General features: G+C 66.5%; 19 protein-coding genes. 11 read left to right on the top strand and 8 right to left on the bottom strand.

The features are described 5' to 3' along the window. Positions 1-216 precede the first annotated feature (216 nt). Entirely contained in the window at positions 217-915 is a 699-nt protein-coding gene (locus BMI85_RS05780) for an HAD family hydrolase (protein ID WP_078600115.1), read from the bottom strand. Positions 916-1,035: 120 nt separating this feature from the next. Between BMI85_RS05780 and clpS the strand changes: the two genes are divergently transcribed. From clpS to BMI85_RS05765, 3 genes are all read left to right on the top strand, one after another. Continuing rightward, complete coding sequence (gene clpS / locus BMI85_RS05775; RefSeq protein WP_143595035.1) at positions 1,036-1,362, top strand: ATP-dependent Clp protease adapter ClpS; 327 nt, start codon at positions 1,036-1,038, stop codon at positions 1,360-1,362. Positions 1,363-1,441: 79 nt separating this feature from the next. After that, the gene (locus tag BMI85_RS05770) at positions 1,442-2,521 is read left to right on the top strand and encodes a class I SAM-dependent methyltransferase (RefSeq protein WP_078600113.1); all 1,080 of its coding nucleotides are present in this window, start codon (positions 1,442-1,444) and stop codon (positions 2,519-2,521) included. A 40-nt stretch (positions 2,522-2,561) separates the two neighbouring features. Next, entirely contained in the window at positions 2,562-3,371 is an 810-nt protein-coding gene (locus BMI85_RS05765; RefSeq protein WP_078600111.1) for an SDR family oxidoreductase, read from the top strand. Between the two features lie 3 nt (positions 3,372-3,374). Here the strand turns inward: BMI85_RS05765 and BMI85_RS05760 are convergent, their stop codons facing one another. Continuing rightward, positions 3,375-4,580 carry a hypothetical protein gene (locus tag BMI85_RS05760; RefSeq protein WP_078600109.1) on the bottom strand — a complete coding sequence of 402 codons (1,206 nt, stop codon included), beginning with the start codon at positions 4,578-4,580 and terminating at the stop codon, positions 3,375-3,377. A gap of 180 nt (positions 4,581-4,760) precedes the next feature. Here BMI85_RS05760 and BMI85_RS05755 point away from each other — a divergent pair, with 180 nt between their 5' ends. After that, complete coding sequence (locus BMI85_RS05755) at positions 4,761-5,321, top strand: hypothetical protein (RefSeq protein ID WP_078600107.1); 561 nt, start codon at positions 4,761-4,763, stop codon at positions 5,319-5,321. 4 nt (positions 5,322-5,325) lie between these two features. On the opposite strand, the gene hemC is transcribed toward BMI85_RS05755, so the two are convergent. Beyond that, the gene (gene hemC, locus BMI85_RS05750) at positions 5,326-6,279 is read right to left on the bottom strand and encodes a hydroxymethylbilane synthase (protein ID WP_078600105.1); all 954 of its coding nucleotides are present in this window, start codon (positions 6,277-6,279) and stop codon (positions 5,326-5,328) included. Positions 6,280-6,378: 99 nt separating this feature from the next. On the opposite strand from hemC, the gene hemE reads away from it, so the two are divergent. Beyond that, positions 6,379-7,410: a uroporphyrinogen decarboxylase gene (gene hemE, locus BMI85_RS05745; RefSeq protein WP_078600103.1), complete on the top strand. Its 1,032-nt coding sequence runs from the start codon at positions 6,379-6,381 to the stop codon at positions 7,408-7,410. A gap of 145 nt (positions 7,411-7,555) precedes the next feature. Here the strand turns inward: hemE and hemF are convergent, their stop codons facing one another. Continuing rightward, the gene (hemF, locus tag BMI85_RS05740) at positions 7,556-8,455 is read right to left on the bottom strand and encodes an oxygen-dependent coproporphyrinogen oxidase (protein ID WP_078600101.1); all 900 of its coding nucleotides are present in this window, start codon (positions 8,453-8,455) and stop codon (positions 7,556-7,558) included. 117 nt (positions 8,456-8,572) lie between these two features. Here hemF and BMI85_RS05735 point away from each other — a divergent pair, with 117 nt between their 5' ends. Then, entirely contained in the window at positions 8,573-8,980 is a 408-nt protein-coding gene (locus BMI85_RS05735) for a hypothetical protein (protein WP_078600099.1), read from the top strand. A gap of 4 nt (positions 8,981-8,984) precedes the next feature. Here BMI85_RS05735 and BMI85_RS05730 read toward each other — a convergent pair whose 3' ends face one another. Further along, positions 8,985-9,647 carry an arylesterase gene (locus BMI85_RS05730; RefSeq protein ID WP_246832495.1) on the bottom strand — a complete coding sequence of 221 codons (663 nt, stop codon included), beginning with the start codon at positions 9,645-9,647 and terminating at the stop codon, positions 8,985-8,987. A gap of 40 nt (positions 9,648-9,687) precedes the next feature. Between BMI85_RS05730 and BMI85_RS05725 the strand changes: the two genes are divergently transcribed. Further along, positions 9,688-10,386, top strand: coding sequence for an ABC transporter ATP-binding protein (locus BMI85_RS05725; protein ID WP_078600095.1), 699 nt, complete (start codon positions 9,688-9,690; stop codon positions 10,384-10,386). Next, a complete protein-coding gene (locus tag BMI85_RS05720) occupies positions 10,383-12,890 on the top strand; it encodes an FtsX-like permease family protein (protein ID WP_078600093.1) in 2,508 nt (835 codons plus the stop codon). The genes BMI85_RS05725 and BMI85_RS05720 overlap by 4 nt, the downstream gene beginning before the upstream one ends. A gap of 136 nt (positions 12,891-13,026) precedes the next feature. On the opposite strand, the gene BMI85_RS05715 is transcribed toward BMI85_RS05720, so the two are convergent. After that, on the bottom strand, positions 13,027-13,488 hold the full coding sequence (locus BMI85_RS05715; protein WP_078600091.1) for a lytic transglycosylase domain-containing protein: 462 nt from the start codon (positions 13,486-13,488) through the stop codon (positions 13,027-13,029). Positions 13,489-13,590: 102 nt separating this feature from the next. Beyond that, the gene (locus BMI85_RS05710; RefSeq protein ID WP_078600089.1) at positions 13,591-15,819 is read right to left on the bottom strand and encodes a heavy metal translocating P-type ATPase; all 2,229 of its coding nucleotides are present in this window, start codon (positions 15,817-15,819) and stop codon (positions 13,591-13,593) included. A gap of 126 nt (positions 15,820-15,945) precedes the next feature. Here BMI85_RS05710 and BMI85_RS05705 point away from each other — a divergent pair, with 126 nt between their 5' ends. The 3 genes from BMI85_RS05705 (at position 15,946) to mnmH (ending at position 17,932) form a co-directional block, all read left to right on the top strand. Beyond that, complete coding sequence (locus BMI85_RS05705) at positions 15,946-16,152, top strand: DUF2892 domain-containing protein (protein WP_078520385.1); 207 nt, start codon at positions 15,946-15,948, stop codon at positions 16,150-16,152. A gap of 146 nt (positions 16,153-16,298) precedes the next feature. Beyond that, on the top strand, positions 16,299-16,883 hold the full coding sequence (locus BMI85_RS05700) for a L,D-transpeptidase (protein WP_078600087.1): 585 nt from the start codon (positions 16,299-16,301) through the stop codon (positions 16,881-16,883). After that, complete coding sequence (mnmH, locus tag BMI85_RS05695) at positions 16,883-17,932, top strand: tRNA 2-selenouridine(34) synthase MnmH (RefSeq protein WP_078600085.1); 1,050 nt, start codon at positions 16,883-16,885, stop codon at positions 17,930-17,932. Before BMI85_RS05700 ends, mnmH begins: the two co-directional genes overlap by 1 nt. Positions 17,933-18,106: 174 nt before the next feature. On the opposite strand, the gene selD is transcribed toward mnmH, so the two are convergent. Continuing rightward, a complete protein-coding gene (gene selD, locus BMI85_RS05690; protein WP_078600083.1) occupies positions 18,107-20,272 on the bottom strand; it encodes a selenide, water dikinase SelD in 2,166 nt (721 codons plus the stop codon). Positions 20,273-20,375 lie beyond the last annotated feature (103 nt).

Genomic DNA, 20,375 nt, shown 5'->3' with positions numbered 1-20,375 from the left:
ATACCGATCTTGAGCCGGTTTCCGGGGTTTATATTAGCGGGAAGCGTAGCACGGGTCTCTCAGGCTGAAAACTCCCTATTTTCAAGCGCTTTCACTGCGACATTCATGCAATACCGCAAGATGTGGTGGGCTGCTCGCGGCAGTCTGTCTATAGGTGGTGTATTTCGGACACAGGTGCGTGAGGTCAGCGGAGCATGACGCCACGCAATGCAGGGCTCAATCGGTGATTTTCGCGATCAGGTCGGGCAATGCACCGAGGTCGGGCAATTCGGCGAAGCGCGGATGCTCCATCGGGGGCTCGGCATGCTCGAAAGCCCATGTCAATTCATGGGGCACATGCACGCCCCAGCCGCCCGCCTCGATCATCGGGATCACGTCGGATTTAAGCGAATTGCCCGCCATCAGGCCATGCTCCGCCCCTTCGGCATGGCGCGCGAAAATCTCGGTGTAGACCGGGGCCTTCTTGTCCGAGACGATCTCGACCGCGTCGAACAACTCGCCCAAGCCTGACTGCGCCAGCTTGCGCTCCTGATCGATCAGGTCGCCCTTCGTCACCAGAAGGATGCGGTAGTCGTCCGACAGCGCCTCGATCGTTTCGCGCGCATGGGGCAGCAGCTCGATCGGGTGCGACAGCATCTCGCGCCCCGCGGCGAGAATCTCCGACAGGATCGTCGCGGGCACGCGGCCTTCGCTGACTTCGATTGCCGTTTCGATCATCGACAGGGTGAAGCCTTTGATGCCAAAGCCGTAATGCGCGATGTTGCGACGTTCCGCCGCGATCAGCCGCTCTGCCAGATGATCGGGCTCGGCGTGGTCGCGCAGCAATTCGGTAAAGTGGTCATGCGTGAGTTGAAAGAAACGCTCGTTATGCCAGAGCGTATCATCCGCATCGAAGCCAATCGCCGTGAGCCGCATGGTCCCGCCTTTCTCGTCACAGGTGTCGAAGGACTTTTCATATGTCACGAAGACCCTATATTCCGCCAGAGCCCCTCAACGAATCCTGATGCCGGAGCGCCCTTGACCGAGCCTCTTTACATGATGTCCGACGACGACCAGGACGACGGCGATAATGACGCGTCCCTCGCGACCAAGACACGGCCGAAGACGCAGCGCCCGCCGATGTACAAGGTCATGTTGTTGAACGACGATTACACGCCGATGGAATTCGTCGTCCATATCCTCGAGCGGTTCTTCGGTCTGAACCACGCTCAGGCGTTCGAGATCATGCTGACCGTGCACAAGAAGGGCCTTGCGGTGGTCGGGGTGTTCTCTTTCGAGGTGGCCGAGACGAAGGTGGCGCAGGTGATGGATTTCGCGCGCCGCCACCAGCACCCGCTGCAATGCACGATGGAGAAGGACTAAAGGCCGCCCAAGCGGTTCCTTGCAAATTCAGTCGCGCCCGCCTATTCGGCGGGCTCGTTTCTTTCAGAGGGTTCCCTGCATGAGCCATCCGCGACTTTCGCTCGCTCTCGAGATGCCCGAGGCGCTTCCGCCCGAGGGAGACATCGCGCTGTTCGCGCCCGTGGGCACGCTGGACCTCGGCGGTCTGCCGGTCGATCGCCTCGTCGCGATCCAGCCCGAGAAGCCCGATCATGACGTGCTCGCGCAGCGCGGCGTTCGCGTTTCGCCGAGTGCCGAGGGCAGCTATGCCGCCGCGATCATCTTCGCGCCCCGTGCCAAAGCCGAAGCCCGCGCGCTGATCGCCGAAGCCTGCCAGCGCGTGGCGCCGGGCGGGCCGATCTATGTCGACGGCGTAAAGACCGAAGGGATCGACTCGCTGCTCAAGGAGTTGCGGGGACGGGTGGAGCTGTCCGCGCCGATCGCAAAGGCCCATGGCAAGATCGCATGGTTCTTCGCAGCCCCCGACCTGCTGACCGACTGGGCGGCGCAGGACATTCACCCGGTCGAAGGTTTCGTGACCCGTCCGGGCGTGTTCTCCGCGGATGCGGTGGATGAGGGCTCGGCGCTTCTGGCCGAATGCCTGCCCGATAGCCTGCCGTCGAAAGTCGCCGATCTCGGCGCGGGCTGGGGCTGGCTCTCGGCTCAGATCCTCGCCAAGAAAGGCGTTGAACGGCTCGATCTGGTGGAATCGGATGCGGTCGCGCTGGACTGCGCGAAGCGCAACATTTCCGATCCGCGGGCGCAGTTCCTCTGGGCCGATGCCACGCGCCATGTGCCGGAAGAGCGCTATACCGCCGTCGTGATGAACCCGCCCTTCCACGGGGCCGCGCGCGGGGCCGATCCGGCGCTGGGGCTGGCCTTCATTCAGGCCGCACGCGGGATGCTGTCGCTGTCGGGCACGCTTTGGATGGTGGCGAACCGCCATCTGCCCTATGCCGACGCGCTCGCCGCCGCGTTCCACGAGATTGAAGAGATCACGCCGCCCAGCGGCCCTTCGACCCGTTTCCGTATCATCCGCGCTGCCAAGCCGATCCCCGCCGGGAAGACCCCGGGGAAATCGGCGGGCACGCGCGCCACAGCCGAGCCGAAACGCCGCCTTGCCCCTCGCAAGCGGCGCTAAGCTCGCCTAACCTGCCTCAACATCCACGAGGAGACGCCCAATGTCCCTTTCTGTTTCCGGCAAGACCGTCATCGTCACGGGCGCAGCCCACGGTATCGGTCAGGCCATCGCGCGCCATTTCGTCGATCGCGGCGCGCAGGTGATGTTTGCCGATATCGATGAAGAAAAGCTTGCCGCCGAACTGGGCGACACGGCCAAGACCGAAGGGCCGGTGCGCTATTTCTCGGGCGATCTGTGCGAGAAGCTGGCGGTGAAGAACCTGCTCTCGGCCGCGGTGGACGCGTTCGACCGGATCGACATTCTGGTGAACTGTGCGCGCACCTTCGCGCCCTGCGACCCGCTCGATCCGTCCGTCGAGGTGCTCGATTCGATGCTGTCGCAGAACATGAAATCGGCGCTTCGCGTCAGCCAAATGACCGCCAAGCGGATGATCAAGCAGGCCGAGGATGAGGGTCGGACCGAGGGCGAGATCGGTTCGATCATCAATGTCTCGACGCTGGCCTCGAACCGTACCCAGCCCGAGCTGATGGCCTATTCGATCGCCTGCGCCGCGCAGGATCAGGCGATCCGCTCGCTCGCCGTGGCGCTCGCGCCGAAGCGGATCCGGGTGAACGGGGTCAGCTTCGCCTCGGTCATGAGCCGCTCGCTGCAAGATGCGCTGAAGGAAAACGACGACTGGCGAGAGGCGATCTGCGAAGGCACGCCGCTGGGCCGGATCGCGCCGCCGTCGGAGCTGGCAGAGACGGTGCAGTATCTGGCGTCTTCGGGGGCGAGCTTCGTCACCGGGCAGATCATCAATGTCGATGGCGGGCGCAGCCTTCTCGACCGCGTGCAGGTCCCGGCCTTCTAAGGCTCAGGACCGCGCCGCGCGCCGGTCCATCGCCCAGAGCGCGCCCGCGCCGGCCACGCCCAGAAGCGCGCCAGCGGCTGCGGCCAGCTCATAGCCCGCAAGCGCCGTGCCAATGGCGAAGATCGCGGCGGAGAACCCGTCGCCTGCCAGTTTTTGCAACGCCATGAGCGACGCTCCCGCGCCGGGCCGGTTCGACAGCAGATCCTGCAGGTAGGCCATCGGCTGGGTCAAAACGACCGCCCCGCCGATCGCGCCGGGCAGGGCGAGAAACCAGACGTAAGGCGTCGGCGCCAGCAGCGGCAGCAGCCCCAGATGGGTCGCGTAAAGCGCAGCCCCGATCCAGATCATCGTCGTGCGCTCGATCCGGCCCAGAACCAGCGGCAGGGCCAGCATGAAGGGCACTTCCAGCCCCGCCATGAGGCCCGCGTATAGCGCGGTATCGGCGGCCCCGCGACCGGGCGTCGCCTCGAACACGAGCCCCATCACGACGAGATAGAGCATGATCGACCCGTTGATCGTCCCAAGCGCCACGACGCGGGCGAGGATCGGCAGATTCGCCATCTCGTGCAGGGATTGCCGGAAAGTCAGCCCCGATTTCGGGTCGGGCCAGCGCGTCGCCCCGTCGCGCGGCCAGAACAGGAAGGTCAGCGCGAGGATCGTGGCCCCGAGCGTCAGCGTCACCGGGTAGATCGAGGTCATCGCAGCGCCTCGGTCGAAGACCACCGACCAGATCGGCAGCACCACCACCCAAGGCAGCGCGAAGAGCGCGCGCAGCGTCGAGAGGATCGCGGGGCGGTCCTCAGCGGGGTGGGTCGAGGCCGCCAGCCGCGACAGTGCGAAGAGCTGGCCGAAGATCGATGCCGAGAGCGGCAGGATCAGCGCGTTGGCGATCACGAAGACCACCCAGTTGTCGCCCGCCAGCACCAGCCCCGAGCCCACGATCAGCATCGCCGAGGTGCCAAGTGCGATGGCCCGGCGGTTCGCGCGCTGATCGGCGAGGATGCCAAGCCCGACCGAGGCGGAGACCGACAGCACCGATGCCACCATCAGAACGCCCGAATACGCACGGTCCGAGAGGCCGAACACCTTGATCGCCAGCGCCGAGACATAGGGCCCCATCGTCGCCGCATGGGCGCCGAACAGCACCAGCAAAATGGCGGCGAGACGCAGAGCAGGATCGGAGAGGACAAGGCGGATCGGACGTAGCATGTCGCCGCTTTGCGCCTTCGGGCGTCCAAGTTCAAGAGGCAGCCGCGAAGCCTTACTCGTGGAGCTACAAAGGCTTAGCGAAATGCTCGGCGAAAAACCGCCACAGGCAGGGAACGGCGGCGCTGGAACGCTAGTTCAAAAGGCAGGGCGGGAGAGGTTGTACATGTAAAAGGAAGCATCATGCTCTCGCGTCATATCGCACTGAAGTTCGACAATGTGATCCGCAATATCCTGCTGCGCGCCGAGGTTCCGCCCGCGCAGGTGACGACCCCGCGTCTGGGCCGTCTGGAAGATGCCGAAACCGCTCTGGAACAGGAGTGCGCCCGGGTGGTGCTGGCGATGCCGCAAGAGGAGCGCGGGGTTCTGAGCCTCACCTACGGCCTCAGCGGTCACGCCCCGATCCCGCCGCACCGTGCCGCCGACGTGCTCGGTTGGACGCTGATCCAGACGATGACGATAGGGGAAGGCGCGATCCTGCGGTTGCGCAACGCCAAATCCGCGCGTGCCGCGTTCGAGCCGCTTCTGGAGGCCTTGCATCCGCGCCTGCTCGCGGCGGCGGACGAGATCTACGAGATGCGTCTGGCCGATGTGCCGCGCAAGCGCCGCGACAAGGTGCTCAAGACCCTCTGGTGCGATATCAGCCCGCTGGAACGCCTTGCCCTGCGCGGCTTCGGCGACGGCGAGGTCCCCGAGATGGAGCGGGCGCTGGAGCGTCGCGCCGCCGGTCAGCTTCTGTGCTGAGTGCTCAGCGCCAGTCGAAGAACCCTTCGCCCGCCTGAGACAGCAGATCGCGCGCGAGGTGCTCGCCCATCGCGGCGCCCTCGTCGATATTGCCCCAGCGCTCGCCCGCGAGCGCCTCGGAGCCGTCGGGACGCAGGATCTGGCCGCGCAGCCAGAGCCGGCCGCCCTCGATCAGCGCGAGCCCCGCAATCGGCGTTTCGCAAGAGCCGTCCAGCGTCGCGAGGAAGGCACGTTCCGCCAACAGGCGCTGCTCGGTGACCAGATCATGGATCGGCGCGAGGAGCGCCTCGGCGCGGGCATCGGCCATCCGGCGTTCGATCCCGATCGCGCCTTGCGCGACGGCCGGCAGCATCTCCTCGGGGGCGATGGGCCCGCGCGCCGAGTCCTCCATCCCCAGACGACGCAGCCCCGCATAGGCGAGGAAGCTCGCCGCCGCGACGCCGTCCGCCAGCTTCTTCAGCCGGGTCTGCACATTGCCGCGGAACTCGACAAGTTTCAGATCGGGGCGCACATGGGCAAGCTGCGCCCGGCGGCGCAGGCTCGACGTGCCGACCGTCGCCCCTTCGGGCAGGGCCATGATCGAGTCGTATTCGAGGCTGACGAAGGCATCGCGCACGTCTTCGCGCGGCAGGTAGCAATCGAGCACCAGCCCCTCGGGCTGCTCGGTCGGCATGTCCTTCATCGAATGCACGGCGATATCGATGCGGCCATCGACCATGGCCTCTTCGATTTCCTTCGTGAACAGGCCCTTGTTGCCGATCTCCTTGAGCGGCTTGTCCGCCGCGATCATCGCCCGGTCGTCGCCCGTGGTCTTGATCACCACGACTTCGAAAGCGTCTTCGGGCAGACCATGCGCGGCCATCAGCCGGTCTCGGGTCTCATAGGCCTGCGCCAGCGCCAGCGGCGAGCCGCGGGTGCCGATCTTGAGCGGGGATTTCGCATCGGGCATCTGTGTCATGGCCTTGGAATATCCGCGACAGATGGACCTTGCAAGAAGCCCTGCGCTTGACATGACGCCACAGGTCGCGTCGAAGGGGTGCAAAGAGGAGGCGCGAGAATGACCGACAAGACGATCCTGCGAGCTTTGAAAGGCGAAGTGCTGCCGACCCCTCCGGTCTGGATGATGCGGCAGGCGGGGCGCTACCTGCCGGAATATCGCGCGACGCGGGCGAAGGCGGGCGACTTCCTGTCGCTGTGCTACAATCCCGAACTGGCCGCCGAAGTGACGCTGCAACCGATCCGCCGCTACGGCTTCGACGCGGCGATCCTGTTTGCCGACATTCTGCTGCTGCCGCAGGCTCTGGGCGCCGATCTGTGGTTCGTCACCGGCGAGGGTCCGCGCCTCTCGACCATCACCGGGGCGGAAGGCTTCGCCAAGCTCAAGACCAAAGACGACATCCACGAGACGCTCAACCCGGTCTACGAGACCGTCTCGATCCTCTCGGAAGAACTGCCGAAAGAGACCACGCTGATCGGTTTCGCCGGCGCGCCGTGGACCGTCGCGACCTACATGATCGCGGGTCGCGGCACCAAGGATCAGGGCCCGGCCCATGCGCTGAAGGCAGAAGATCGCGAAACTTTCGTGAAGATCATCGACCTGCTGACCGTCTCGACCATCGAATACCTGTCGAAACAGGTCGAGGCCGGGGCCGAGGTCGTGAAGATCTTCGACAGCTGGGCGGGCTCGCTCAAGGGGCAGGATTTCGAGGATTTCGCGGTTGAGCCGACGCGCAAGATCATCTCCGAGATGAAAGCGCGCTTCCCGGGCCTGCCGGTCATCGCCTTCCCGCGTGAAGCGGGCGAGGGTTATATCGGCTTCCACCAGAAGACCGGCGCCGATTGCGTCGCGCTCGACAATTCGATCACGCCGGAATGGGGCGCCGAGCATGTGCAGGTGTCTGGCTGCGTGCAGGGCAACCTCGCATCCTCGCATATGGTCACCGGCGGTCAGGCGCTGATCGACGAGACGCGCCATGTCGTCAAAGCGTTCAGCAAGGGCCCGCATATCTTCAACCTCGGCCACGGGATCACTCCCGATGCCGATCCGGAGAATGTGGCGCTGATGGTCGAAACGATCCGCAACGGCTGACGCGCGGTTTCGACCGAGCGCGCGCGTCCGAGCGGTCGGGCGCGCATCCCTCTCTTCGTCTTGGCAAAAATATCCCGGGGTGAATGCGCGCAAGCGCAGAGGGGCAGCGCCCCTCCAACCTTGGCCCTATGCGCGCCTTATCCCCTCAATACCACTTCGCGACGGGCGGCAGGCTCATCAGAACCGCATCCGCATTATGCCCGGTCTCGAGCCCGAATTTCGTGCCCCGGTCATAGACGAGGTTGTACTCCGCATAGAGCCCGCGATGGCGCAGCTGGGTCTCGCGGTCCTCCTCGGACCAATCCTGCACCCGACGCTTCTCGATCAGTGGCTGGAAGGCGGGCAGGAAGCCCGCGCCCACCGATTGGGTGAAGGCGAAATCATCCTCCCACTCGCCGGTGTTCAGATCGTCGTAGAAAATCCCGCCGACGCCACGCGCACGTCCGCGATGGGGGATGAAGAAATACTCGTCCGCCCAGGCTTTGAAATGGTCGTAATAGGTCTTGTCATGGGCGTCGCAGGCGGCCTGCATCTCGGCGTGGAAATGCGCGGTGTCCTCGTCATACTCAAGACACGGATTGAGGTCCGCGCCACCGCCGAACCACCACGCGCCGGGCGTCCAGAACATGCGGGTGTTCATGTGTACGGCAGGGCAATGCGGGTTCTGCATATGGGCGACGAGGCTGATCCCCGCAGCCCAGAACCGCGGGTCTTCTTCCATCCCCGGTACGCCGCGTGCGGCCATCGCCTTTTGCGCGCGGGGCGCCAGTTCGCCCCAGACGGTGGAGATGTTCACGCCGACCTTCTCGAAGACGCGGCCGCCGCGCATCACGCTCATCTTGCCGCCGCCATGGTCCTCGCCGTTCGGCCCCTTGCGCTCGGTGGGCGTCACCTCGAAATGGCCCGGCGCCTGATCGGAAAGCGGGCCTTGCGCATGGCTGTCTTCCAACCCCTCGAACGCCGTGACGATCCGGTCGCGCAGGTCGGAAAACCACTGGCTCGCGCGGGCCTTGCGGGCGTCGAAATCCTCAACCGTGTCAGTCATGCGTAGGGCCTCCCAAATCTTTAGCGTGATCCTTATCAGGCGCCGAGGGATGCGGGAAGGGCGCGATTGATCGCGGTCGGAAGCGGGCGTAGGCTCGACTCATCAAGGAGATAGTCCATGCGCCACGCCCTCATGCTGATCCCGCTCGTCCTGCTCGCCGCCTGTGGCACCCCGCAGGAACGCTGCATCCGTCAATCCACGGCCGAATTGCGGCGCGTCACCGATCTGGTGAGCGAGGTGCAGGGCAATCTCGCGCGGGGCTATGCGTGGCAGAGCTACGAGACCACGTCGAGCCGATGGGAAATCTGCGGCTATGACACGATCACCAAGGGCGACAAGGTGATCCAGAAGCCGCGCATGTGCCTCGAGGATTACACGGTGACGCGGCAGCGCCCGATCCCGATCGATCCGGCCGCCGAGAAACGCAAGCTGGAAGCGCTGCTGAAGCGGCAGGCGGAGTTGTCGAAAGCCGCCGAGGCGCAGATCGCGGCCTGCAAAGCGGCCTATCCCGAAGAGGAGAGCTGAGCGCTCAGCTCCCCTGTTTCACCTTTGCGAGCAGCTCCAGCGCCTTCGGCCCCAGAGCAGAGACCACCTTCTTCACCCCTTCGGGCGAGGGGTGGATATTGTCGGGCTGCATCAGGTCGGTCTTGGCGCGCTCCTCGATCGGGGTCTCCGTGATCGGAGCGAGCAGGTTGGGCACCAGAACGGCATCGTATTTCTCCGCCAGATCGGGATAGATCGCGTCGAAATCCTGCTGATATTTCGGCCCGAAATTCCCCGGCGCGGGCAGCCCCGCCAGCAGCGCCGGAATACCCTTCGCCTGCAGTTTCGCCAGAATGCCATCGAGGTTCGCCCGTGCCTGTTCGGGCGGCAGCCCGCGCAGCAGGTCATTGCCGCCCAAGGCCACGATCACCGCGTTGGGCTGTGGCGTCAGCAGCCAGTCGATCCGCGACAGCCCGCCTGCGGTCGTGTCGCCCGAGACGCCGCCATTAATCACCTTCACATCCTGCCCATGACCCTGCAGCCAGCCCTGCAGCTGCGGCACCAGCCCGTCCGCCGGATTATCGAGCCCATAGCCTTGAGTCAGCGAGTCCCCCAATGCGAGGATCGACACCTCCGCCATCGCGGGCCCGGCCCCCAGCGCCAGCCCTGCGGCGACAAAACCCGCAGCGATCCGCTTGCGTATCCCCATCCGCGGCCCATATCCCTTTGAAGCAAAAGAAAGACGGCGCATGAGTGACACGATCCTTGAGTTGAAAGACGCGCGGCTTGCGCTCGATGGCAATACCGGGCCGGTCGAGATCCTCAACGGGATCGACCTGAGCATCGCGAAAGGGGAAAGCGTCGGGCTCACGGGGCCGTCTGGATCGGGCAAATCGTCGCTCCTCATGCTGATGGGCGGGCTCGAACGCGCCACCTCCGGGTCTGTCACCGCTTTGGGCCATGACCTCTCGAAGCTGTCCGAGGATGCGCTGGCGCGGTTTCGTCGGGGTAATATGGGGGTGGTTTTCCAAAGCTTCCACCTCATCCCGACGATGACGGCGCTGGAAAACGTCGCGATGCCGCTTGAGATCGCGGGGGTGGAGCGCCCGTTCGAGCGCGCCGCAGCCGAATTGGACGCCGTCGGGCTGGCGCATCGGCTCGAGCATTATCCCAGCCAGATGTCGGGCGGCGAGCAGCAGCGCGTGGCCCTCGCCCGCGCGGTCGCGCCCCGGCCTGCGATCCTGCTGGCGGATGAACCCACCGGCAATCTCGACAGCGCCACGGGCGAGACGATCATCGAACTGCTCTTCGGCCTGCAGGAAAAACACGGCGCGACGCTGGTGCTGGTGACCCACGCGCCCGAACTGGCCGCGCGCTGCGACCGGATCGTGGAGCTGCGCGACGGCGAAGTCGTGGGGGATCACATTGCAACGGGCACTCCCGCATGAGCCTCGCGCTCTCCATCGCCCGCCGCGAGCTGCGCGGCGGCATTCGCGGCTTCTGGGTGATGCTGCTCTGCCTGATGCTGGGCGTGGCGGCAATCGCTTCGGTCGGTCTGGTGCGCTCGGCCATCGAGCGCGCGCTGTCGGATCAGGGCGCGGTGCTGCTGGGCGGCGACGCGCAATACGAATTCACCTATCGCCGCGCCAAACCCGAGGAGCTGCAATGGATCACCGACCGCGCCACCGCGGTCTCCGAGGTGATCGATTTTCGCTCGATGCTGTCGACCGGCACCGATCCCGCCGACCGCGCGCTGACGCAGGTGAAGGCGGTGGACGGGGCCTATCCGCTGACCGGAAAGCTGCAGCTTGATCCGCCCGTTGCGCCGGACGCTTTGACGGGGCAGGGCGGCGTGCCGGGGATTTTCCTCGATCCGATCCTCGCCGACCGTCTGGGCCTGAGCCCCGGTGACAAGGTGCAGCTAGGCGGGCAGGACTTCGTGATGATGGCGCGGATCGTGCGCGAGCCGGATTCGACCGGCACGGGGATGGGGCTTGGTCCGCATTCCATCGTCTCGCTGTCGGCCATCGAGAAGACGCCGCTTCTCTCGCCGGGTTCGCTCTTCGAGACCGAATACCGCGCGACGCTACCGCCCGATACCGACCTCTCCACCCTGAAACAGCAGGCAGAGACCCGGTTCGACGGTGCAGGCATGCGCTGGTCCGACCGCCGCCGCGCCGCGCCGGGGGCGGAGCGTTTCGTGCAACGGCTGGGCTCTTTCCTCGTGCTGGTCGGGCTGGCAGGGCTGGCCGTGGGCGGCGTCGGCATCTCCGCCACCGTCGCCGCATGGATCGAACGCAAGGCCCCCACCATTGCCACCCTGCGCGCGCTTGGTGCGACCGGCAGTACGATCCGCGCGGCGTTCCTGATCCAACTTGCCGCTCTCGGCCTTGCGGGCATTCTCGCCGGGCTCGTCCTTGGCGCCGGTCTCGTCCTCGGCGCATCCGGGCTGATCGAACGGTCGCTGCCGCTGCCGGTCGAGATCGGCCTCGATCCCGGCCCGCTGGGCGAGGCCGCGCTCTACGGCGCACTGGTCGCGATGCTGTTTGCCCTCTGGCCGCTCTCGCGCATGTCGAAGATGCGCGCGGCGACGCTTTACCGCGACACCGGCGCAGGCCGCCGCCTGCCGGGCTGGCCCACGCTTGTGCTGACGGCGGCGCTTCTGACGATCATCGTCACCGTGTCGGCGTGGTTCTCGAGCCTCTGGACGCTGACGCTGGCGAGCCTCGGCGGCATCGCCGTGGCGCTTTTGATCCTGACGCTTGCCGCGAGCCTGATCCGCTGGCTGGCGCGCCGCGCGCAGCATAGCGCCCGGGGCCGCCCCGTGCTGCGAGCAGCCCTCGCCGCGATTGGCGGGCCGCGTTCCGAAGCGCGCTCGGTCATCCTCTCGCTGGGCCTCGGCCTCTCGGTTCTGGCGGCCGTGGGGCAGGTCGATAGCGGCTTACGCGGGGCCATCGACCGCGATTTGCCGAAGGTCGCACCCGCCTATTTCGTGATCGACATCCAGCCCGACCAGATCCAGCCCTTCACCGATCTGCTGGTGGATATGCCCGAGGTCACCAAGGTCGAAAGCGTGCCGATGCTGCGCGGCGTGATCACCAAGATCAACGGCGAGGACGCGCGCAAGACGCATGGCGAGCATTGGGTGCTGCGCGGCGATCGCGGCGTGACCTATGCCGAGACCCCGCGCGAGAAGATCACCGCGGGCGAGTGGTGGCCGAAGGATTATAGCGGCCCGCCGCTGGCCAGCTTCTCGGCCAAGGAGGCGCAGGAGATCGGCCTGAAGCTCGGCGATACGATCACGGTGAACATCCTCGGGCGCGACATCACCGCGAAGGTGACCTCGTTCCGCGACGTGGATTTCTCGACCGGCGGGATCGGTTTCGTTCTCACGCTCGATCCGGCGGCTTTGCGCGGCGCGCCCCATACATGGCTCGCCACGATCTACGCGCCGCCAAGCGCCGAGGCGCAGGTGATGCGCGATCTCGCGGAGCGTTTCCCCAATATCACTGCGATCCGCGTGCGCGACGCCCTGCAGCGCGTGACCGATGCGCTCTCGGCCATCGCACGGGCGACCTCGCTGGCCGCGGGCGTGACGCTGCTCACCGGCTTCGTCGTGCTGATCGGCGCGGCGGCGGCGGGCGAGCGCGAGCGGGCCTGGGAGGCGGCGATGCTCAAGACGCTCGGCGCCACGCGCGGGGCGATCCTTGCGAGCTTCGCGCTGCGTTCGGCGCTGATGGGCGCGGCGGCGGGGCTGGTCGCGATCCTCTTCGGCGGGCTCGCGGGCTGGGCCGTGGTCGATCTGGTGATGGGGGCGGAGTTCCATTTCGCGCCGATCCCCGCGCTTCTGATCGTCGCGGGCGGCGTGATCGCGACGCTGCTGGCAGGTCTCGTCTTCGCGCTGCGCCCGCTTGCGGCCCGGCCTGCGGGTGTGTTGCGCGCGCCTGAGTGAGGGCGGCATTGCCTGCAAAGGTTGGTCGCCTCCGGCGAGGATATTTCGGCCAAGAGGAAGGGAAGGCGCTTTGCTTCGCCTTGGCGTAAATATCCCCCGCGGAGCGTCCTTCGTTCGAAGAGGCGCAGGTCGCGGGTCAGCGCAACCCGGTTTCGCGGAGCAATCCGCGCCGTTTCGCCTCGTAATAATAGCCGCGCGAATACCATTTCACGGCGCGATCTTCCGAGCCATCCGAGACCAGCCATGCGCCGCGCAGGTATTTCACCGCGTATTTCAGGTTCGTGTCGGGATCGAGCAGGTCATGTGGCTTGCCGCGAAAGCCCATGCCGCGGGCGGTTTGCGGCAGGATCTGCATCAGCCCGTAATAGGGGCCGTTGCGGGCATCGGCGCGGTAGCGGCTCTCGCGCTGGACCACGCGGTGGGTGAGGCTGCGCGGCACCCCGTAATGGTCGGAATAGCGGTTGATCAGGGCGCGGATTTCCGGCGTCTCGTTGCGATGGAGCGGCAGCGCATAGGCCGGTTTCGGCATCGGCCGCGGCGAGCCGCCACAGGCCGCGAGGGCGCCGAGCGAGAGCAGGAAGAGGCGACGAGTCAGCATGCGGGCGCTCCGAAGGTGGGTCGTCGCAGCTAAACGTGCTCCTTGCCGCTTGGGAAGGGCGGAGTTCCAGCCTCGGCGCGCTCTCGCCGATCCGCGCCCGGATCAGCGCAGGGCGCGGCGCAGGCGCAGCGCGTTGGTGACCACGAAGACCGAGGAGAACGCCATCGCGCCCGCCGCCAGCATCGGTGACAGACCGGGCCCGCCGAAGGGCACGAGGATGCCCATCGCGACCGGGATCAGCGCGACGTTATAGGCAAAGGCCCAGAACAGGTTTTGCCGGATGTTGCGCATCACCGCGCGCGACAGTTCCAGCGCCATCGCGACGCCGTTGGGATCGCCGCGCATCAGCACGACCTCGGCGGCCTCGATGGCGACATCGGTGCCGGTGCCGATTGCGAGCCCCACATCGGCGGCCGCCAGCGCAGGCGCGTCATTGATGCCGTCGCCCACGAAGGCGACCGGGCCGATCTGGCGCAGGCTTTCGACCGCGTCGCGTTTGCCGTCGGGCAATACTTCGGCCTCGATCCGGTCGATGCCGAGATCGTGGCCGACCGCTTCCGCAGTGGCGCGGGTGTCGCCGGTGACCATCGCCACCTGTTTGCCCGCCTTGTGCAGAGCGTCGACCGCTTCGCGCGCCTCTGCCTTGATCGGATCCGACAGCGCCATAAGGGCGACGGGCCGGTCGTCGAGCGACATCCAGACCGGAGTGCGGCCTTTTGCGGCCAGCGCCTTCGCGCGCTCGGCGAAGGGGGCGATATCCGCGCCTGCCTCTTCCATCGCACCGGCATTGCCGATCCAGAGCTTCGCGCCTTCGGCCTGCGCGCGCAGCCCCTTGCCGGACAGCGCCTTGACGCGTTTGACCGGCGCATGGGCGATGCCGCGCGTCTCGGCCTCGGCGAGGATCGCGCGGGCCAGCGGATGTTCCGAGCGCGCTTCGGCGCCTGCGGCCAGCGCGAGGATTTCCGCCTCGGGCAGATCGGCGAGCGGCTCGAGATCGGTCAGGGCGGGGTGGCCTTCGGTCAGCGTGCCGGTCTTGTCGAAGCCCACGACTGCGACTTCCGAGAGCCGTTGCAGCGCGTCGCCACGGCGGAACAGCAGGCCCAGTTCGGCGCCGCGCCCGGTGCCCACGAGGATTGAAACGGGCGTCGCCAGACCCATCGCGCAGGGGCAGGCGATGATCATCACCGAGATCGCCGCGACGAAGGCATGCGAAAAGCCCATGCTCGCGATCATCCAGATCGCGAAGGTCAGGAGCGACAGCGCCATGACTACGGGCACGAAGACGCGGGTGACCTTGTCGACCAGGGCCTGCACCGGAAGTTTCGCGCCCTGCGCGGCTTCGACCATCGCGATGATCCGCGACAGGACGGTGTCGCCGCCGGTCGCGGTGACGCGGTAGCTGAGTGCGGATTCGCCATTCACGGTGCCGCCGGTGATCGGATCGCCTTCGGATTTCGCGACAGGCACTGGCTCGCCGGTCAGCATGCTCTCGTCGATATGGCCGGCGCCCTCGGCGATCACCCCATCGAGGGCTACGCGCTCGCCGGGGGCGAGCAGAAGGATGTCGCCGGGCACGAGTTCCTCGATCGGACGTTCCTCGACACCATTTTCGGTCTGCACGCGCGCGGTCTTGGGCTGCAACCCGATCAGCCGCGAGATCGCCTCGCCTGCGCGGCCCTTGGCGCGCGCCTCCAGCCAGCGGCCCAGCAGGATCAGCGTGACGATGGTCGCCGCCGCCTCGAAATAGACGCCGCGCGCGCTCTCGGGCAGAAGCCCGGGCGCAAGCGTGACGAGGGCGGAATAGACGAACGCGGCGAGCGAGCCCATCGCGACGAGCGAATTCATCTCGGGCGAGCCGCGCAGCAGGGCAGGCACCCCGATGCGCAGAAAGACGCGGCCGGGGAAGGCCAGCACCAGCGCGGTGAGGATCATCTGCACCCACCAGCTTGCTTCGATCCCGATCGTATTGGCGATCAGGTGATGCATGCCGGGGATCATATGCGCGCCCATCGCGAGCACGAAGACCGGTGCGGTCAGCGCGAGCGCGGTCAGGAACTGGCGCTTGAGCTGGCGCGCCTCCTGCATCTGGCGCTCGGCGGCGCTGGGACCGCTGGCCATCTCCTCTTTCAGACGGCCCGGATAGCCCGCCTGGTCGAGCGCCGTTTTGAGGCTTTCGAGATCGGCAGGCCCGTCGAACTCGACATGCGCACTGCGCGCCATCAGGTTGGCCGAGGCGTTCTGCACGCCGGGTTGTGCCAAAAGTGCGCGTTCGACCCGTCCGGTGCAGGCCCCGCAATGCATGGCGTCGATGATAAAAGTGGCTTCGCTCATAGGGCGTTATCTGATCCTGCACGGGGCTGCGGTCAAGCGTCGCGCGACATATGCAAGCAATTGAATTTGTCGTGAGGAACTGTTATATCTTCTGACAACGTAACCTTTTTCGTGGAGTGCCCTCGAATGAACCTCGACCGTGCGATTTTTGCCTTTGCTGGCGTGATGATCCTGATCTCGCTGCTGCTGGCCGTTTATGTCTCGATGTACTGGCTGTGGTTCACCGCCTTCATCGGCGCGAACCTGCTGCAATCGGCGTTCACCGGCTTCTGCCCGGCTGCGATGATCTTCGGCAAGTTCGGCATCAAATCGGGCTGCGCTTTCGGTAAGTAATCGACAAAGCGGCAACGATTGGCGCTGGCCTTTTTCTGACCCGAGACCAAATTCTTGAGAGGGTGGGGCGGCTTTGCTAGCCTCACCCTTGGTTTGTGTCGAACGCTTTGCCGGGAGACGCCGCAGGATTTTGCAGGAGTTTGATAATGGATCGCCGCGCTTTTCTTCTCTCGCTGGCCGCCTTGCCCTTCGCAAGCCTGCCCGCCTTTGCCGCAACCGAACCCGCGCAAAGCGTCGAGACCGGGCCGGCCAAGCGCTGGCCGATCGGGTCGCAATATTATCCGACGAAAGTGGCGGTGAAACCGGATCTGCCGGTGGGCTCGATCATCATCGTCTCGGATAAGTTCTTCCTCTATCACATCACCGCGCCGGGCGTGGCGATGCGTTACGGCGTGGCCGTGGGCAAGGACGAGTTGAAGTTCCGCGGCACCGCGACGGTGGCGCGCAAGGTCAAATGGCCGAGCTGGACGCCCACCCGCGAGATGATCGAACGCAATCCGGCCTACAAGAAATACGAGGACGGGATGGAGGGCGGGCCGCAGAACCCGCTCGGCGCGCGGGCGATGTATCTGTATCAGAACGGGCGTGACACGGCGATCCGCATCCACGGCACGACCGAGCCGGGTTCGATCGGGCACGCGGTTTCGAACGGCTGTATCCGGATGGTGAACGATCATGTCATCGATCTGTTCAACAGCGTTCCCGTCGGCACGCAGGTCACTGTCTACTGATGAAACTTACCTCGATTGCCGAGGTCGCCGCGCTCGATTTCGACACGATCATCGACGTGCGCTCACCTTCGGAATTCGCCGAGGATCATATCCCCGGCGCCATCAATCTGCCCGTGCTCGACGATGAGGAGCGCGCCCGCGTCGGCACGATCTACAAGCAGGTCGCGCCATTCGATGCGCGCAAGATCGGCGCGGCGCTGGTGGCGCAGAATGCAGCCAAACATCTGCAGGGTCCGTTGGCCGACAAGGAAGGCGGCTGGCGGCCGCTGGTCTATTGCTGGCGCGGCGGGCAGCGTTCGGGGTCGTTCGCGACGATCCTCAAGCAGGTCGGCTGGCGCGTGGAGCTTGTCGAGGGCGGCTACAAGGCCTTCCGGTCGCTCGTGGTGGAGGCCGGGCTTGCCGAGATGCCCTGTCCCGTTGTCGTTCTCGACGGCAATACCGGCACCGCGAAGACCGATATCCTGAAAGCCGCGCGGGCGCAGGGGGCGCAGGTCATCGATCTGGAAGGGCTCGCCAATCATCGTGGCTCGCTCTTCGGGGCGATGGAGGGTGGCCAGTCGAGCCAGAAGGATTTCGAGTCGCGGCTGATCATGGAGATCGCGGCGCTCGATCCGGCGCGGCCGGTGCTGCTGGAGGCGGAAAGCTCCAAGATCGGCGATCTGCAACTGCCCGCGGGGATCTGGGCCGCGATCAAGGACGCGCCGCGCCTGCGAGTGCGTGCGCCGCTGTCGGAGCGGGCGCAGTATCTGGCGCGGGCCTATGCGGATATCACGGCGGATGCCGATCGGCTGCTGGCGGTGCTCGATCAGCTGCGGCCCTTCCAACCTGCCGAGCGGATCGCAGCGTGGCAGGCGCAGGCCACGGCGGGGGAATATGCGGCGCTGGCGGGCGAGCTGATGCGCGACCATTACGATCCACGATACGAGAAGCACCGCGCGCGCCATGTGGAACATGAGCGGGTGATCGAGGCGGAAAGCCTCGCGCCGGAGGCGATCGAGGGGCTGGCTGCGCAGGTGGTGAAAGAGGCGCAGGAGATGGCGGAGCGCTAAGTACGTGAGCCCTCCGCGCGGGCGACCAGTCCCGGGCCGCGCCCGACCCTCCCCCCCGGGAGGGCGCATCGGCGATGTCATCGCGAGTTGGAATGTCTTCCGGACTTGCGAGATAACGCGCCAAGCCACCGACCGGTCAAAGCGCCCACCCAAGGGTCGGGCGCGACCCTTTTCTCACCGCACCCGCAGGAACGCCGGACCCTCCGCAATCACGCCGATCTGCGCGGCGCGGTAGCCTGCCGCTTCCAGCTTTGCCAGAACCTCCGCAGCCTGCGCCGCGGGCACGCTGGCCAGCAACCCGCCCGAGGTCTGCGGATCGTGCAGCAGCTCCGTGCGTGGCCCCGGCGGCGCGGTCATCCGGCCTGCGCAATTGGCTATGTTTTGCGGCAAGAGCGTCGAGTGCTCGCCTGCCTCGGCCAAAGCCTCGGCCCCGTCGAGCAACGGGATCGCGGCAAGGTCGAGCTCTACCGCGACCCCTGATGCCTCGCACAGCCCCAGCAAATGCCCCGCGAGGCCAAAACCCGTCACATCCGTCATGGCAGAGGCCACGGGCGCGAGGATCGCGGAGGCCTCGGCAGAGCTGCGACCCATGCTCTCCAGCGCGCCTGCGACCACCTCGCCCGGCGCGTGTTTCGCCATCTCGGCGGCGAGGATCACGCCCGTTCCAAGCGGCTTCGTCAGGATCAGCACCTCGCCGGGTTTCGCGCCGTCTTGACCCAAAGGCCGCTCGGCCAGCCCGGTCACGGTGAAGCCCAGTGTCAGCTCCGCGCCCATCGAGGTATGGCCGCCGACGAGATCGCAGCCCGCGTCGCGGAAAGCCTCGGACGCCGCGCTAAGCATTTCGCGCAGAGCCCGTGCGCCCAATTCCTCGGATTGGCGGGGCAGGGTGACCTGCGCCAAGGCCGCCTGCGGGGCCGCGCCCATCGCCCAGGCGTCGCTCATCGCATGCAGCGCCACGATCCGGCCCAGCAGCCACGGGTCTTCGGTGAAGGCGCGGACGTGATCTGTGGTGAAGACTTGCGTCTGCGCGCCGCAAGACAGTACGGCGGCGTCGTCGCCCGGACCGCTCAGCACATCGGCGCGCGCGGGAGCAGGCAGATCGGACAGCGCCTCGCGCAGCGCCTGACCGCCCAGCTTCGCGCCGCAGCCGCCGCACATCGGCTTGCTGCCCAGCACCTCCGCGATCCCCTGCGCGTGCTCGCGGGGCAGGGGCGGCGTCGGCATCGCGGGCAGATCGTGGACCTTCGCCATGAACTTGCGGTCGATATGGTCCTTCCAGCGCCAGAGCCATGCACCGTTCAGCGGCAGGCCCCATTTGTCGGCCACCGCCTGTTTGCCGCCCGTGGAGATCAGCTTCAGATAATCGCGTTGCGGCTGATAGGTCTTCATCACCCCGCCTGACGCCGCCGCACGCAGGTTGGCGAAGAGCGGCTTCGCTTCGCGCACCGCATAGACGCCCGCCTTGGGGCGCGGCGCGTGGCTGAGATGGGCTACGTCGCCTGCGGCGAAGATCGCGGGGTCAGAGCTTTGCAGCGTCGGGCCGACCGTGACGAAGCCGTCGGTCAGATCGAGCCCGGTCTCGGGCAGCCAGTCAGCGGGTTTCGTGGCGCCTGTGCCGATGATGAAATCGGCCTCCGCCGTGCGGCCGCCTTCCAGCAGGAGCTGCCCTTTTCCCGCGCCGATCAGCGCCGCGTCGGTCTCGATGGTCACGCCAAGCCGCGCGCAGTGCGCCAGCATCGCGTTCCGAGCGCCGGTGCCAAGCGCGCGCAGCGCCTCGGGGGCTGCCTCATAGACCGTGACCTGCGCCTGCGGCAGACGGTGCGCGCAGGCCATCGCGAGCTCCACCCCCGCCACGCCGCCGCCGACCACGGCGACCTTCGGCGACTCGGGCGGATTGGCGGCGAAAGCGTCCCAGGCATCGGCGAAAGCGTCGAGCGGTTTCGCAGGCACCACATGGTCGAGGAAGCCCGGCAGTTGCGGCATCTCCGCCGTGATCCCGATATCGATCGAGGCCACGTCATAGGCGATCGGCGCACGCCCCGGCACTTCGATCAGCCGCCGCGCCCGGTCGATCCCCGTGGCGCGCCCCAGAACCAGCCGCGCGCCCGCATGCCGTGCGAGCTTCACCAGATCGAGCTGCAACTCGTCGCGGGTATAATGCCCCGCCACATGGCCCGGCAGCATCCCCGAATAGGCCGCGGAGGGCGTCGGATTGATCACGGTCAGCCGCACACCCGGCAGCGGGTTCATCCCCCACATCCGCAGCACCAGCGCATGGGTATGACCGCCCCCGATCAGAACGATATCGCGTGTCAGGGGCAGGGCAGGGGCGGCGTGCATGGTCTCTCCTTTTCCCCTCATGCCTAGCCTTTGCGCGCGGCTTCGCCAATTCCCAATATGCCGCAGCGAAATGGGGGGCAATTTTCCCGCAAAACGTCCTTGA

Origin of the sequence: Thioclava sp. DLFJ4-1, from assembly GCF_002020145.1 — a bacterium.
In the GTDB taxonomy this organism is placed as follows: domain Bacteria; phylum Pseudomonadota; class Alphaproteobacteria; order Rhodobacterales; family Rhodobacteraceae; genus Thioclava; species Thioclava sediminum.
Note: the sequence above shows the minus strand (reverse complement) of the source record. Positions and strands in the feature narration are given on the sequence as shown.